Annotated in this window: 16 protein-coding genes; 8 read left to right on the top strand and 8 right to left on the bottom strand. The window is 71.7% G+C overall.

Going from position 1 to position 13487, the window contains the following annotated elements; translation table 11 throughout:
- Positions 1-20 precede the first annotated feature (20 nt).
- Together J7E93_RS29470 and J7E93_RS29465 are read right to left on the bottom strand one after the other, a co-directional pair.
- Positions 21-215, bottom strand: a complete 195-nt coding sequence (locus J7E93_RS29470; protein WP_215073054.1) for a DUF397 domain-containing protein — start codon at positions 213-215, stop codon at positions 21-23.
- Positions 212-1069: a helix-turn-helix transcriptional regulator gene (locus J7E93_RS29465; protein WP_215073053.1), complete on the bottom strand. Its 858-nt coding sequence runs from the start codon at positions 1067-1069 to the stop codon at positions 212-214. Before J7E93_RS29465 ends, J7E93_RS29470 begins: the two co-directional genes overlap by 4 nt.
- Positions 1070-1316: 247 nt before the next feature.
- Here J7E93_RS29465 and J7E93_RS29460 point away from each other — a divergent pair, with 247 nt between their 5' ends.
- Entirely contained in the window at positions 1317-2264 is a 948-nt protein-coding gene (locus J7E93_RS29460; RefSeq protein ID WP_215073052.1) for a hypothetical protein, read from the top strand.
- Positions 2265-2360: 96 nt separating this feature from the next.
- The gene (locus J7E93_RS29455) at positions 2361-2819 is read left to right on the top strand and encodes an ATP-binding protein (protein ID WP_215073051.1); all 459 of its coding nucleotides are present in this window, start codon (positions 2361-2363) and stop codon (positions 2817-2819) included.
- A gap of 88 nt (positions 2820-2907) precedes the next feature.
- Here J7E93_RS29455 and J7E93_RS29450 read toward each other — a convergent pair whose 3' ends face one another.
- The 4 genes from J7E93_RS29450 to J7E93_RS29435 all read right to left on the bottom strand — a co-directional run bounded on the left by J7E93_RS29450 (position 2908) and on the right by J7E93_RS29435 (position 7205).
- The gene (locus J7E93_RS29450; protein WP_215073050.1) at positions 2908-4023 is read right to left on the bottom strand and encodes a GGDEF domain-containing protein; all 1116 of its coding nucleotides are present in this window, start codon (positions 4021-4023) and stop codon (positions 2908-2910) included.
- A 111-nt stretch (positions 4024-4134) separates the two neighbouring features.
- A complete protein-coding gene (locus tag J7E93_RS29445) occupies positions 4135-4938 on the bottom strand; it encodes an enoyl-CoA hydratase/isomerase family protein (protein ID WP_215073049.1) in 804 nt (267 codons plus the stop codon).
- Positions 4939-5033: 95 nt separating this feature from the next.
- Positions 5034-6170 carry an adenylate/guanylate cyclase domain-containing protein gene (locus J7E93_RS29440; protein WP_215073048.1) on the bottom strand — a complete coding sequence of 379 codons (1137 nt, stop codon included), beginning with the start codon at positions 6168-6170 and terminating at the stop codon, positions 5034-5036.
- A 183-nt stretch (positions 6171-6353) separates the two neighbouring features.
- A complete protein-coding gene (locus J7E93_RS29435; protein WP_215073047.1) occupies positions 6354-7205 on the bottom strand; it encodes a biotin--[acetyl-CoA-carboxylase] ligase in 852 nt (283 codons plus the stop codon).
- A gap of 144 nt (positions 7206-7349) precedes the next feature.
- On the opposite strand from J7E93_RS29435, the gene J7E93_RS29430 reads away from it, so the two are divergent.
- Both J7E93_RS29430 and J7E93_RS29425 read left to right on the top strand, forming a co-directional pair.
- The gene (locus J7E93_RS29430; RefSeq protein WP_215073046.1) at positions 7350-8942 is read left to right on the top strand and encodes an acyl-CoA carboxylase subunit beta; all 1593 of its coding nucleotides are present in this window, start codon (positions 7350-7352) and stop codon (positions 8940-8942) included.
- 19 nt (positions 8943-8961) lie between these two features.
- Positions 8962-9174: an acyl-CoA carboxylase subunit epsilon gene (locus tag J7E93_RS29425; protein ID WP_215073045.1), complete on the top strand. Its 213-nt coding sequence runs from the start codon at positions 8962-8964 to the stop codon at positions 9172-9174.
- Between the two features lie 164 nt (positions 9175-9338).
- On the opposite strand, the gene J7E93_RS29420 is transcribed toward J7E93_RS29425, so the two are convergent.
- The gene (locus tag J7E93_RS29420; RefSeq protein WP_215073044.1) at positions 9339-10733 is read right to left on the bottom strand and encodes an MFS transporter; all 1395 of its coding nucleotides are present in this window, start codon (positions 10731-10733) and stop codon (positions 9339-9341) included.
- Positions 10734-10768: 35 nt separating this feature from the next.
- Here J7E93_RS29420 and J7E93_RS29415 point away from each other — a divergent pair, with 35 nt between their 5' ends.
- The 3 genes from J7E93_RS29415 (at position 10769) to J7E93_RS29410 (ending at position 12365) form a co-directional block, all read left to right on the top strand.
- A complete protein-coding gene (locus J7E93_RS29415) occupies positions 10769-11437 on the top strand; it encodes a TetR/AcrR family transcriptional regulator (RefSeq protein WP_215073043.1) in 669 nt (222 codons plus the stop codon).
- Between the two features lie 75 nt (positions 11438-11512).
- Positions 11513-11641 (top strand): morphogenic membrane protein MmpB, encoded by a 129-nt coding sequence (gene mmpB / locus J7E93_RS37890; RefSeq protein ID WP_285440970.1) that lies wholly within the window; start codon positions 11513-11515, stop codon positions 11639-11641.
- 118 nt (positions 11642-11759) lie between these two features.
- Positions 11760-12365, top strand: coding sequence for a nucleoside triphosphate pyrophosphatase (locus J7E93_RS29410; protein WP_215073042.1), 606 nt, complete (start codon positions 11760-11762; stop codon positions 12363-12365).
- 27 nt (positions 12366-12392) lie between these two features.
- Here the strand turns inward: J7E93_RS29410 and J7E93_RS29405 are convergent, their stop codons facing one another.
- On the bottom strand, positions 12393-12833 hold the full coding sequence (locus J7E93_RS29405; RefSeq protein WP_215073041.1) for a hypothetical protein: 441 nt from the start codon (positions 12831-12833) through the stop codon (positions 12393-12395).
- Positions 12834-13178: 345 nt separating this feature from the next.
- Between J7E93_RS29405 and J7E93_RS29400 the strand changes: the two genes are divergently transcribed.
- The coding region (locus J7E93_RS29400; protein ID WP_308368784.1) for a biotin carboxylase N-terminal domain-containing protein at positions 13179-13487 on the top strand (309 nt) is incomplete at its 3' end.

Here is a 13487-nt window from a genome sequence, read left to right as displayed (position 1 = left end):
CCGACCGCCCCTCGGCCGTCTCAACCGCGCGAACCGCGCGCGGCCATCCGCACGAAGGCGGACCACTGCCCGGCGGGTACGGCGAGGACCGCCTCGCCGGGACGCTTGGAGTCACGGACGAAGACGGCCGTACCCGCGTCCGCGACCTCGACGCAGTCACCGCCGTTGCCCGCGCTGTAGCTGCTCTTGAACCAGCGCAGTTCACCAGGCTTCATAGCTCTCCCAACAGCTTCTCGATGAAGATCAGCGACTCCCTGGGAGTCAACGCCTGCGCTCGGAGGATGCCGTACGTCGCCTCAAGCGGACTGACCTTCCTTGGGTCCACGTACAGGGCGCTCGTGTCCTGCACTTCCGTATACGCCATCCTGCGCTGATCCCCGAGATGGATCAACGTGAACGGTCCGGCAAGTCCGGCGTGTTCCTCCCGCCCCGTCGGCATGACCTGTAGCTCGACGTTGCGCATGTGCCCGTAGAGGAGGAGTTGCTCCAGCTGTCCGCGCGAAACCTCCCGGCCGCCGAGAGGGCGGCGGAGGACGTGTTCCTCGACGACGAAGCTCAGCAGAGGGGCGGGGCGACGCGCGAACAGCTTCTGGCGCTCCATCCGAGCGGCCACACGCTGCTCGACCGTCTCCTCGTCGAGCAGCGGGCGCCACATCCGGAACACCGCTCGCGCGTACTCCTCCGTCTGCAGGAGGCCCTTGATCATGTGAGTGTCGTAGGCGTGCAGTTCGACCGCACCCGGCTCCAACTGCGCGTACCGGCGGAAGAAGCCGGGATACCGCGCCTTCGCCACCTCCCCCTTCATCGCCACGAGCACCCCGCGCGCGCCCACCTCGCGGTCCACCGCGTCGACCAGCTCGGGGCGGGGGATGCGCCGGCCCTGCTCGACCGCCGCGATCTGGGCCTCGCCGTAACCGACCCGTTCGCCCAACTGTGCCTGGGTGAGGCCGGACGTCTCCCGGAGCAGTTTCACCTGGCGGCCGAAGCAGCGCAGGAACTCCCCGCCGGAGTCCGGCTCCACTCCCGCACCCGCGCCCGAGTCCGCGCCTGTGTCCGCGCCCGTGTCCATGCGTCTCGCCCCCTGAGTCCTGCGACAGGCACCCTCTGTAGGCGGCAGCCTAGGACAGGACTACGCCAACCCGACTGGTATCGGGGCAAGTTGGCTCGTGTGGGTGAACAAACCAGCGAAAGCTTTCTTCACTCAACGCGTTCACGCCATCACGGTGCGTGCGGTACGGTCAGCCCATTAAAACGGCCCCCGCGACGGCTGCAACCGTCCACGAGGGCCTGGACCACTAGTGGAACGAGCCTCCACCGTGATTTACAGGAACTTTAGCGCGCCCCCGCGCGCCTTCACCCAGCTCTCCCACGAGATCATCCGGCATCCGCGCCTCAGCTCCGACGCCGTACGCCTTCTCACCTGGCAGCTCTCCCTTCCGCAAGGCGCCCGTGAGTCGCTGTCGCGCACCGCCGAACGTGCCCGGATCGGGGGATGCGCCTTCACCCGCGCCAAGCGACAGCTGAAGGAGGAGGGCTTCGTGCACGAGCGGCGCGTGCAGGGGGCGGGCGGTCTCTGGGTGACGCAACAGCTGGTCTCCAGCGTGCCGTTGAGCGCCGCCGAGGCCGTGAAGATCCTCTCGGGAGTGCCCGCGCCGACCAGCACGGAACGGGTGTCGCCGCAGGTGGCACCGGGTCCCCGGACTCCGGCGGCCGGTGAACCAGCCACCCCGCCGACCGACGGTCATCCAAAGAAAGACCCAGAGCAGGACACCTCCCACCCTCCCACCCCCGCCGTCGAACCCACGGAGCCCGCCGAGCTCACCGAGCTCACCGCGCTCACCGCGCCCAGCCAGCCCGCCGAGCAGGCACTCCCCGACGAGGCCCGCGCCCTCGTCGCCGCCTTCCCCCATCTCTCCCCCGCCCTGCGGCACGTCCCCCCAGGCATGCGCGTCGAGTTGACCCGGCTCACCGCCCGCTGGCTGGCCGCCGGCCACACCTCCGCCGACATCCACGCCCACGTCCTGCGCGGCCTCCCCGGCGACGGAACCCCCGTGCACCACCCCGGGGGTCTGTTGCGCTACCTGCTCCGCGAGGTGCCACCCGTCTCGCCGCCCACGCCGCCCGAACCGTCCGAACGCGCCCCCGGCCCAGGTCTGTCGGCGCGGCTGGCCCGGGCACGGGAGTGCGCGGGTGAGCACATCCAGCCGATGCTGTTCAGGCCACTCGGCGACGAGACGCTCTGCGGCCTCTGCACCTCCGGCTGAACCGCCCCGACAACCACCCCCACACACCCCGACAGAGCCTCCCCGTAAGACCCTTACCCCTGGTGACGGGCCGTCCCGGAACGGGATCTTCGGGTCATGACGACACCACCATCACCCACTTTCGCCCTCCGCTTCACCGCGACCCCACGCGGCGCGCGGCTGGCCCGACGGCTGGCCTCTCATCAGATGGACCTCTGGGGCTGGGGTTACGGCACCCCGGCCCACGACACGGTGGAGCTGGTGGTCGCCGAGCTGGCGGCGAACGCCGTCACCCACGGCCGGGTGCCGGGCCGTGACGCCGAGCTAAGGCTGAGTGCGGGCGACGACGGCCATGTACGGGTGGAGGTGAGCGACACCCGTGGGGAACGGCAGCCGGTCCCGGTGCGGGACGACAGTCCGGACGCCGAGGCCGACGCGAACGCCGACGCCGACGGCGGACGGGGGCTGGCCATCGTGACGGCGCTGGCCACGGAGTGGGGCACGACCACCCGGGCCGGTGCCCCGGGCAAGACCGTGTGGGCGGTCGTCGCCTGCGCCACGCTCCCCGCCCGCTGATGCGATCGGGGGCCGGCCACCGACCCGAGCCGCGAACCCGACCTGCTGACCCGAGCCGCCGTCCCGGCGTCCCCCGCGCCCCGCCCCGTCACACCGGTGGCGCGTCGCGGAAGCGGCGGCGGTCGCGGGCTCCGGGTGGGGCGTCGGCCAGGGCGATGACCGTGCCGTCACGGCCCGCCACGACCGGTTTCGCCGATCTGGCCGCCTTCGCCTGGTACTGCGCCGCGTCCGCGAGACGGAAGAGCCGGCGGGCGGACTTCAGCGGTCCGATCGGATCGCCCGTCGACGCCACCCCGCACGCCACGCCCTCCCCCAGCTCCAGCTCCCCCGCCCGTACGCACAGTTCGTCCGCGACGGCCACCACCTCGTCCGCCGTCGGCCCCACCGACAGCAGACAGAACTCGTCGCCCCCAAGGCGCGCGGAGAGGGCGCCCGGCAGCATCGCCCCGCACCGCGAGAGCACCGAGCCGAATCGTTCCAGCAGCCGGTCGCCCACCGCGTGCCCATGGGTGTCGTTGACCCGTTTCAGGCCGTTCAGGTCGCAGACCACCAGGCTCACCACGGACCCGTCCGTCCGGTACCGCTCGATCGCCTCGTCGAGCCGGGTGTCGACCGCGCGCCGGTTCGCGAGCCCCGTCAGGGGGTCGGTGAAGGCCAGCTTCCGTACCTCCTCAAGCCGCTCCGCCTGGGCGATGCCCGCCGCGACCACCGCGGCGAGCACCGCCGCGAAGTCCGCGTCGTCGCGGTCGAAGACCGGCGCCCCGGCCGGCCGCGCCACGTACAGCTCTCCCCAGGCCCGCCCGTGCAGCACGATCGGCGCGACCACGCAGCAGCCGCGTCCGCGCCTGCGCAGGCCGGTCACGCGGCCCGTCGGGATGCGGTCCCCCGCGGTCTCCACCCAGGCGTCCGGCTCACCGCCGCCCGCCCACTGCTCGTGCAGGAACTCGGTGATCTCGGGGAATTGGTGCACGGGGTAGGTCTCCGCGTCGGGGAACTCCTCCTCCCCGACCGCCCGCTGCCCGGCGTTCACCAGGACCTTGAGCCGGCCGTGGTCCCGCTCCCAGACCGACAGGGCGGCGAACGTGCCGCCGAGCGCGTCGCGGGCGCCGAGCGCCGCCGCCCGCCAGAACTCGCGCGGGGCGTGCGCCGCCGCCATCGCCTGCGCCAGCGCCACCACGGCCCGCAGCCGCACGTCCTCTCCCATTTCTACAGCTTAGGGACGTTTGGTCTGTTTTTACCTGCGAAGCGTCACGGAAAGTTACCTGCCGGAGAGAAGCCGGCATCCCTCACAAGGCCCCACCGGCTCACCGGGTGCTCACTCGCCCGGCCACTGCGGCTTCCGCTTCTCGTTGAAGGCGGCGACACCCTCGGCCCGGTCCCCCGAGAACGCCACCGACCGCCACGCCGCGTCCTCGACCTCCAGACCCGCCCGCAGGTCGAGCCCCTGCCCGAGCCGCATCGCGCGCTTGGCCGCGCGCAGCCCGACCGGGGAGTTCGCGGCGATCCGGCCGGCCAGCTCAAGGGCCGCCGTACGGGCGTCCTCCTCCAGCAGGTCCACCAGACCCAGCTCGCGCGCCTCCGCGGCCTCGACCCGCCGGGCCGTGAAGACCAGCTCCGCCGCGCGGGCGGCACCGACCCGGCGCGGCAGCAGCTGCGTACCGCCGCCGCCGGGGATCACGCCGACGGAGACCTCCGGCAGCCCGACCACGGCTGTCGCGTCGGCCACGATCACGTCGCAGGCGAGCGCGAGCTCGAACCCGCCGCCGAGCGCGAAGCCGTGCACCGCGGCGACGGTCGGCATGGGCAGCTCCAGCACGCCGGTGTACGCCCCCCGGGCGGTGGGCCGCTGGCGGACCAGCTCGGCGTCCGTGAAGGAGTTGCGCTCCTTGAGGTCGGCGCCGACGCAGAAGGCCCGCTCGTTGGAGGAGGTCAGCACCGTCACCCGTACCGAGGAGTCGGCGGCGAGCGCGTCGCAGGCTGCGCCGATGGAGCGGGCCATCTCGGAGGAGACCGCGTTCATCGCCTTGGGCCGGTCGAGGACGAGCTCGGCGACATGCCCGTGCTCGCCCTTCCGGACCGCGACGAATTCACCAAAACGCTGCTCGGACTGGTCCGACATGACCGCACACCCTCCCGGTTAACGACTGTTCACCGGGATCTTAGGGGGTGCCGGGCGGATGCGGCCGGGCCCGGCCCGATCCACCCCCGCGGCCCCTAAGTGGGGCGGCGGCTCAGCTGCCAGGGCTCGACGACTCCGAGACCGCGCACCGGGCGCTGCCACATCGGCTGGAGCGCGAAACGGTACGTCGGGGGCTCCTCGCCCTCCTTCTCCGCGCGGGCCGCCTCCTCCGCCGCCTGCGTCTCCGAGACGGGCGCGTCACCGGTCCTGGTGATCTCCTCGGCGAGGGCTCCGTCGACCAGGACGGTGTCCTTGGGCGCTATCGAAGTGAGCCGGCTCGCGAGGTTCACCGTCGTACCGAAGACGTCGCCCATCCGGGTCGTCACCGTGCCGAAGGCGATGCCCACGCGCAGCGCCGGCATCGTCTCGTCGTGACTGAGCGTCTCGATCAGGCGCAGCGCGATCTCGGCGGCGGTGCCGGCGTCGTCGGCGGCGTACAGCACTTCGTCGCCGAGGGTCTTGATCAGCCGGCCTCCGTGCGCGGCGACGAGGTCGGCGCAGGTCGTCTCGAAGGCCTCGACCAGCTCGCCGAGCTCCTCCTCCTCCAGACGACGGGTCAGCCGGGTGAAGCCGACGAGGTCGGCGAAGCCGACGGCGAGGCGACGGTCGACCATCTCCTCGTCGTCCGCGGCCTGCACGACCCGGCCGGTGGCGGCGGCGAGCTGGCGCCGCCAGACGTAGATCAGGAACTCCTCCAGCTCGGGCAGGAGCAGCTCGACCAGGGGGTACGTGACCTCGGTACGGGTCATGCCGGGCTCGGGCGGCTCGGTGAGGCCCTCCAGGAAGGAGTCGATCTGCCACTCGGCGAGCCGCGCGGTCGTCTGCCCCGTGGACCGGGCGACCTGCACGGCCATCGGCTCGCTGAGCAGCCCGGCCTCGACGAGACCGGCCAGGCGGCGCAGGGCGAGGACGTCGGCCTCGGTGAGCGCCTTGGCCTGGCCGATGTCGGCGAAGCCCATGGCGCGCCAGAAGCGGGAGGCGAGCTCCATGGAGACGCCGGCGGTGCGGGCGGCCTGGAAGGGGGTGTAGCGGCGGTCGGCCCCGAGGATGAGCTGTTCGAGGCGGATGGCGAGGGGGTCGTCGGTCGGCTCCGCCGTGTGGTCGACGACATGGTGCGGCGTGGGATACGTGGCCGGCTCGTCCCCGCCCGCGTTCTCGTCGTCGACGGTCACCGGCCGCCTCCTGCCCGTTCCCTGCCCACTGCCCTGCCGATCTGTAGCCTGGATCGCGCTCCACGATACGACAGGTGTGTGCCAGCTCACGCCCGAACCGTCCGCGCGGCCGGTTGTGGACCCTGCGTTCCGCTGGGGGCGGAACGGGCCGGAGGCCCCCGCTCTACGCCGTGGACCGGACCTCTACGCCGTGGACCGGACGTGGACGATGTCGCCCGCCGAGACCGCCTCCGTGCCGCCGCCCTCGGTCGCCACCACCAGGCGTCCGTCGCCGTCCAGGGCCACCGCCTCGCCCTCCAGCACCCGCTCGCCCGGCAGCTGCGCCCGGATGCGGCGGCCGAGCGTCACGCAGCCCGCGGCGTAGGCGGCCTGGAGGCCCGAGGCCTCGGGGTCGCCGTCGGCCCGCACCCACTGTCCGTACCACTTCTCCAGCGACCGCAGGACGGCCCGCACCAGTGTGTCGCGGTCCGTGGAGACCGCGTTCGCCAGCAGCAGCGAGCCCGCCCCCGGCACGGGCAGCTCGTCCTCACGCAGGGTGACGTTGATGCCGAGTCCGAGGACGATCGCCCGGTCGCCGGCCCGCTCGGCGAGGATCCCGCCGGTCTTGCGTTCCTCGCCGCCGACAGAGACCAGCAGGTCGTTCGGCCACTTGAGGGACAGGTCGACGCCGGCGGACTTCGCGAGTCCGGTCGCCGCGGCGACGCCCGTCAGCAGCGGCAGCCATCCCCACCGGTGGACGGGCACGTCGGGCTTGAGGAGCACGGAGAGGAAGAGGCCGGACCGGGCCGGGGCCACCCAGCTGCGGTCGAGGCGGCCCCGCCCCGCGGTCTGCTCCTCGGCGACGAGCACGGTGCCCTCGGGCAGCTCGTCGGCGCGGGCGGCCAGGTCGGAGTTGGTGGAGCCGGTGGTGGGGATCACGTCGAGCGAGGTCCACAGACCGTCGGGAAGGACGAGGGCGCGGCGCAGCGCGCCGGCGTTGAGCGGGGGCCGGTCCAGGTCGGACCAGGGCCCTCCTGAGCCATGAGAGGACGTCATGCAAGGCAGCCTAGGTGTGGCAAAGACCGCAGTGCCGAACCGTATCGGCGTCGATACCCTACGGATCAGTAGGCCATCAGCAGCCAACCATTCGCCCATTCGTAGTCAACGAACCCCCGTGACCAGGCAGGGAGCCGCATCCCGATGTCCGAGTCGGTAGAGCCACAAGAGATCGACATTCACACGACCGCGGGCAAGATCGCGGATCTGCAGCGCCGTATTGACGAGGCGACCCATGCCGGTTCCGAGCGTGCCGTGGAGAAGCAGCACGCGAAGGGGAAGCTGACCGCGCGCGAGCGGATCGAGCTGCTGCTCGACGAGGGCTCGTTCGTCGAGCTCGACGAGCTGGCCCGGCACCGCTCGACCAACTTCGGCCTGGAGAAGAACCGGCCGTACGGAGACGGTGTCGTCACCGGCTACGGCACGGTCGACGGCCGCCCGGTCGCGGTCTTCTCCCAGGACTTCACCGTCTTCGGCGGCGCGCTGGGCGAGACCTTCGGCCAGAAGATCATCAAGGTGATGGACTTCGCCCTGAAGACCGGCTGCCCGGTCATCGGCATCAACGACTCCGGCGGCGCCCGCATCCAGGAGGGCGTCAGCGCGCTCGGCATGTACGGCGAGATCTTCCGTCGCAACACCCACGCGTCCGGTGTGATCCCGCAGATCTCCCTGGTCGTCGGCCCCTGCGCGGGCGGCGCGGTCTACTCCCCCGCCATCACCGACTTCACGGTGATGGTGGACCAGACCTCGCACATGTTCATCACGGGACCCGACGTCATCAAGACGGTGACGGGCGAGGACGTCGGCTTCGAGGAGCTGGGCGGCGCCCGCACCCACAACGCCACCTCCGGTGTCGCGCACCACATGGCGGGCGACGAGAAGGACGCGATCGAGTACGTCAAGTCCCTGCTGTCCTACCTGCCGTCGAACAACCTCTCCGAGCCGCCGGCCTTCCCTGAGGTCGCCGAGACCGACGTCACGGACGAGGACCGCGAGCTGGACGTCCTGATCCCGGACTCCGCGAACCAGCCGTACGACATGCACAAGGTCATCGAACACGTCCTGGACGACGGCGAGTTCCTGGAGACCCAGGCGCTGTTCGCGCCGAACATCGTCACCGGCTTCGGCCGGGTCGAGGGCTTCCCGGTCGGCATCGTCGCCAACCAGCCGATGCAGTTCGCCGGCTGCCTGGACATCGACGCCAGCGAGAAGGCCGCACGGTTCGTCCGTACCTGCGACGCCTTCAACGTCCCGGTGATCACCTTCGTCGACGTGCCGGGCTTCCTGCCGGGCGTGGACCAGGAGTACGGCGGCATCATCCGCCGCGGCGCGAAGCTGATCTACGCGTACGCCGAGGCGACCGTCCCGCTGATCACGGTCATCACGCGCAAGGCGTTCGGTGGCGCGTACGACGTCATGGGCTCCAAGCACCTGGGCGCCGACCTCAACCTGGCGTGGCCGACCGCGCAGATCGCGGTGATGGGCGCGCAGGGCGCGGTGAACATCCTGCACCGCAGGACGATCGCCGCCGCCGAGGACCAGGACGCGGAGCGGGCGCGGCTGATCCAGGAGTACGAGGACACGCTGCTCAATCCGTACACGGCGGCCGAGCGTGGCTACATCGACGGTGTGATCATGCCGTCCGACACGCGTCCGCAGATCGTGAAGGGTCTGCGTCAGCTGCGCACGAAGCGGGAATCCCTGCCTCCGAAGAAGCACGGCAACATCCCCCTCTAAGGGTCTGGAAGGAGCGGCTGTGATCAAGGTCGTACGAGGAAATCCGACCCCGGAGGAGCTGGCCGCCGCACTGGCGGTGGTCCAGGCCCGGGCCGCGGCGACGGCGGCGGCGTCCGCCGCCGGTGGCGGCCCGGTGGTCCCCGAGGGCTGGTCGGACCCGTCGCGGATCGCGCGCGGGGTACGGCACCGGCCGGGGCCGCGTTCGTGGGCGCGCTCCTACTGGCCGGTGTGACGGGTACGAACACGGTGCCGGGCACGGCCCGGTGACCGCTACGAACACGATGCCGGAGACGGCCCGGTGACGGGTCCCAACCGGTGACGGGCACGAAGCCGTGAAGGCCGGACCTCTTGTGCGGGAGGTCCGGCCTTCGTGCGTCCCCGGTGCGTGCGAGGGGCTCATGCGCGCCGCAGGAAGAACCCCGCGAGGAGCGCGCCCGCCAGGACGATCGCGGCGTTGACGAGGACCGCGAGGCCGATGCCGTCGAGGACCGTGGTGGAGGTGACGACGACGGCACTCATGATCGGCGTGCCCATGGTGATGCCGATCTGCTGGGTCATCGTGGCGAGGCCGGTCGCCATGCCCTGCTCCTCGTCGGGCAGTCCGGAGGTGGCGGTGACCATGAAGCCGACGATGGCGAGCATGTTGCCGATGCCGCCGGCGAAGGTGGCGGCGAGCAGCAGCCAGAGCCAGCTCCGGTCGTCGCCGAGGGCGTAGAGGGCGACGGTGGCGACGGCCTGGAGGAGTCCGCCGGCGACGAGGGCGGCCCGGCTGCCGTAGCGGCCGATGAACCGGGACGCGTAGACCCCGCCGAGGATCGTTCCGGCGCCGAGGACACCGAAGGAGAGCCCGGCGGCGAGCGGCGAGAAGCCGAGGACGTCCTGCAGGTAGAGCGTCATCAGGAAGACCAGCGAGGTCTCGGTGACGAAGGCGACGAGCCCGGCGAGGTTGCCCCAGACGACGGTGCGGCGCCCCAGGATCCGCAGCGGTACGAGGGGGGAGGCGGCCCGCTTCTCCACGAACCGGAAGGCGACGAGGAGGACGGCGCCTGCGGCGAGGGCGGTCAGGGCGAGGGGGTCGGTCCAGCCGTGCTCGCCGGCGACGGTGAGGCCGTAGACGAGGGCGAGGAGCCCGCCGGTGACGGTGATCGCGCCGGGGATGTCGAGGCGGGGGCGGACCTCGGGGCGGCTCTCCTTCAGGACGCCGGGCGCGACGACGAGGACGGCGAGGGCGACCGGCACGTTGAGGAAGAAGGCCCAGCGCCAGGAGAGCAGCTCGGTCAGGACGCCGCCGAGGACGGCGCCGGTGGTGAATCCGGCGGACATGAGGGCGCCGTTGAGGCCGAGCGCCTTGGCGCGCAGGGGGCCCTCGGGGAAGGAGGAGGTGAGCAGGGAGAGCCCGGCGGGGGTGACGGCGGCGGTGGCCAGCCCCTGGGCGACGCGGGCGGCCATCAGTGTCTCGGGGCCGGTGGCGAGTCCGCCGACGAGTGAGGAGATCCCGAGGAGCGCCATGCCGCCGAGGAAGAGGCGCCGGCGTCCGACGATGTCGGCGACGCGCCCGAAGAGGAGGGTGAATCCGGCGGCGGCGAGGGCGAAGGCGGTGGCGATCCACTGCAGGTTGCCCAGCGAGAAGCCGAGTCCTTCGCCGATGACGGGCAGGGCGACGTTCAGGATCGAGAAGTCGACGGCCAGCATGAACTGGGCGACGAGGAGGACGAGGAGGACGAGTCGCATCCGGCCGTCCATGCGGGCGGGCGGGTCGTCTGTACGGGTGGAAAGTGCGGTGGCGGCCATGACGGACCCCTTAATGGGCTCTCGGTTCCATTAGGATGGTCAGGACCGTACCAGAGTCGGAGCTGTTAATGGAACAGGAGACCCGTTTGAGCGAGAGCCAGTCGGCCGCGGCCGGCACCGTGCGCCCCGGGGGCCGTACCGCGAAGGTGCGCCGGGCCGTCCTCGAAGCGACCGAGGAGGCCCTGGCCGCCGCGGGCTTCCACGCGCTGAACATGGACCAGATCGCCGCGAGCGCGGGCGTCGGCAAGACGACCGTGTACCGCCGCTGGGGCTCCCCGGTCGGCCTCGTCGCCGACCTGTTGCGGGACATGGCGGACCGGTCCCTGCCGGCCTCCGACACCGGCAGCCTGGCGGGCGATCTGCGGGCCAACGCCGAACTCGTACGGAAGACCCTCACCGACCCCCGGATGGGCGCCGTCTTCCGCGCGGTGATCGCGGCCGCGGCCTGCGACGAGGAGTGCGCGGAGGCCCTGAACGGCTTCTACCGGGCCCGCCTGGAGGAGTGGGTCCCCGTCACCAAGCGGGGGGCGGCCCGCGGCGAGATCCCGCCGGACACCGACGGCCTGGAGTTGCTGCGCGCGGTCTCGGCGCCGCTCTACTACCGCTTCATGGTCACCCGCGAGCCGCTGGGCCCCGAGCACGCGGAGCGGGCGGTTCTGGCGGCGCTGGCGGCGGCCGGTGGCGGGGTGTTCACCGGCCCGTAATTAGTCCGTTGGCACCGGGGGGCCTGAGTACGGATACTCAGGCGCCCCGGCCTTCCCGCCCGCAGGATCGAAGCCATGCTCTGGTCCGACCCGAAGAACGAGCCTCCGAAGGAGATGCGCGACATGCAGCAGATGCTGCGCCGCGCGTCCATCCTGCTGGCCCTGGCGATGGTGGTGGCGATGTTCGTGGCCGGCGTGCACTGAGCGTTCCCCGAGCCGAGTTCCCCGAGCCCGCCCGGCCCTGCCCGTAGTCCCCCGCCGCGTCCACCACGGTCCGGGCGATCGGGCGACCGGGAGCCGTCGTACTGGCTACGCTGCCCCCATGACTGCTGATCGCCGCCGTGTCGTGCTCGCCTCCGCCTCCCCCGCCCGTCTCGGACTGCTGCGGCAGGCCGGACTCGCCCCCGAGGTGATCGTGAGCGGCGTCGACGAGGACAAGATGCACGCCCCGACCCCGGCCGAGCTCGCCCTCGCCCTCGCCGAGGCGAAGGCCGCCCATGTGGCCGCCCGGCCCGAGGCGAGCGGCGCACTGGTCATCGGCTGCGACTCGGTCCTGGAGCTGGACAAGCAGGCGCTCGGCAAGCCCGCCGACGCCGAGGAGGCCACGGCCCGCTGGAAGGCGATGCGCGGCCGGGTGGGCATCCTCCAGACGGGTCACTGTGTGTACGACACGACCGCCAAGCGCTACGAGTCGGCGACCGCCTCCACCGTGGTCCGCTTCGGCGAACCGACGGACGCCGAGATCGCCGCGTACGTGGCGAGCGGGGAACCGCTGCACGTGGCGGGCGCGTTCACCCTCGACGGCCGTTCGGCACCGTTCATCGACGGCATCGACGGGGACCCGGGCAATGTGATCGGCCTGTCGCTGCCGCTGCTGCGGAGCCTGCTCGGCAAGCTGGGGATCTCGATCACCGACCTGTGGGTCTGAGGCCGTCGTTCGGTGAAGGCGCACGCCTCAGGCGGCGGCAGGCGCCCCTTCGGGGGCGTCGGCGCCCTTCCCGTAGGCCACCAGGGTCAGCACGATCAGGCCGAGCACCACCGTCATGAACGCGAACGCGCCCCAGCCGATCAGCCCGACCGTCACCGCGCCGAGCACCCCGTGCACGATCGCGCAGCCGATGAGCAGGGCCCGGCCCGCCCGGCCGGGGCGCCTGTCCCGGACGCCGGCGATCAGGGCGACGGTGGCGCAGAGGGCCAGCAGGAGGCCGGAGACGATGCCGAGCACCCAGGTGCCGGTCACCATCGCGTCCGGGTCCAGACCGTCGAGGGACATCGACTGGACGTCGACGAACCGGGCCATGACGGCGTTGAGCGCGACGATGCCCGGCGCCTCGAGGAAGAGCACCGCCGCCGTCACGAGTGCTATCGGTCTGCGGGCCACCTCGGCCACCCCCATATACGGCTGTTACCTGCAGTACGGACGACAGCGCGAAGGCTACTGACTGGTAAACCTTCGGACAAGGGTCCGCGCAGAGGGACCGTGCGGCAAAGAATCATTGGGCCATTCGTAGGGACTCCACAAAGAAACCCGTTCGGCGACTGGTCGCCGGAACAGAGACCTGCGCCACACCTCGGAGCTACTGTGCCGTAAAGGAACCCTGCGTACCGTGGTACGACAAGGGATTTCACGACCCCGAACGCCTCGTATCACGCTCCGTGTGGGCAAGCTCACCACTGGGGATGGGTCGAAAGGCCGTGTCGGCAGTCCCTAAACTCAGCTTGTTTCAAGGAGGGAGCCATCGTGCGCAAGGTGCTCATCGCCAACCGTGGCGAAATCGCTGTCCGCGTCGCCCGGGCGTGCCGGGATGCGGGGATCGGCAGTGTCGCCGTCTACGCCGATCCGGACCGGGACGCATTGCACGTCCGTGCGGCCGACGAGGCGTTCGCTCTGGGCGGTGACACCCCGGCCGCCAGTTATCTGGACATGGCCAAGGTGCTGCAGGCCGCGAAGGACTCGGGTGCGGACGCGATCCACCCCGGTTACGGATTCCTTTCCGAGAACGCCGACTTCGCGCAGGCCGTGATCGACGCCGGGCTGACCTGGATCGGC

Source organism: Streptomyces sp. ISL-36, assembly GCF_018614205.1.
In the GTDB taxonomy this organism is placed as follows: Bacteria; Actinomycetota; Actinomycetes; order Streptomycetales; family Streptomycetaceae; genus Streptomyces.
The sequence above is the reverse complement of the archived record's forward strand: the minus strand, read 5'-3'. Positions and strand labels throughout refer to the sequence as shown.

What these genes read in the sequence shown, in the direction of transcription:
- J7E93_RS29470 (WP_215073054.1), bottom strand. Translation starts at nt 215, where the DNA reads ATGAAGCCTGGTGAACTGCGCTGGTTCAAGAGCAGCTACAGCGCGGGC.
- J7E93_RS29465 (WP_215073053.1), bottom strand. Translation starts at nt 1,069, where the DNA reads ATGGACACGGGCGCGGACACAGGCGCGGACTCGGGCGCGGGTGCGGGA.
- J7E93_RS29455 (WP_215073051.1), top strand. Translation starts at nt 2,361, where the DNA reads ATGACGACACCACCATCACCCACTTTCGCCCTCCGCTTCACCGCGACC.
- J7E93_RS29450 (WP_215073050.1), bottom strand. Translation starts at nt 4,023, where the DNA reads ATGGGAGAGGACGTGCGGCTGCGGGCCGTGGTGGCGCTGGCGCAGGCG.
- J7E93_RS29445 (WP_215073049.1), bottom strand. Translation starts at nt 4,938, where the DNA reads ATGTCGGACCAGTCCGAGCAGCGTTTTGGTGAATTCGTCGCGGTCCGG.
- J7E93_RS29435 (WP_215073047.1), bottom strand. Translation starts at nt 7,205, where the DNA reads ATGACGTCCTCTCATGGCTCAGGAGGGCCCTGGTCCGACCTGGACCGG.
- J7E93_RS29430 (WP_215073046.1), top strand. Translation starts at nt 7,350, where the DNA reads ATGTCCGAGTCGGTAGAGCCACAAGAGATCGACATTCACACGACCGCG.
- J7E93_RS29420 (WP_215073044.1), bottom strand. Translation starts at nt 10,733, where the DNA reads ATGGCCGCCACCGCACTTTCCACCCGTACAGACGACCCGCCCGCCCGC.
- J7E93_RS29415 (WP_215073043.1), top strand. Translation starts at nt 10,769, where the DNA reads ATGGTCAGGACCGTACCAGAGTCGGAGCTGTTAATGGAACAGGAGACC.
- mmpB (WP_285440970.1), top strand. Translation starts at nt 11,513, where the DNA reads ATGCTCTGGTCCGACCCGAAGAACGAGCCTCCGAAGGAGATGCGCGAC.
- J7E93_RS29410 (WP_215073042.1), top strand. Translation starts at nt 11,760, where the DNA reads ATGACTGCTGATCGCCGCCGTGTCGTGCTCGCCTCCGCCTCCCCCGCC.
- J7E93_RS29405 (WP_215073041.1), bottom strand. Translation starts at nt 12,833, where the DNA reads ATGGGGGTGGCCGAGGTGGCCCGCAGACCGATAGCACTCGTGACGGCG.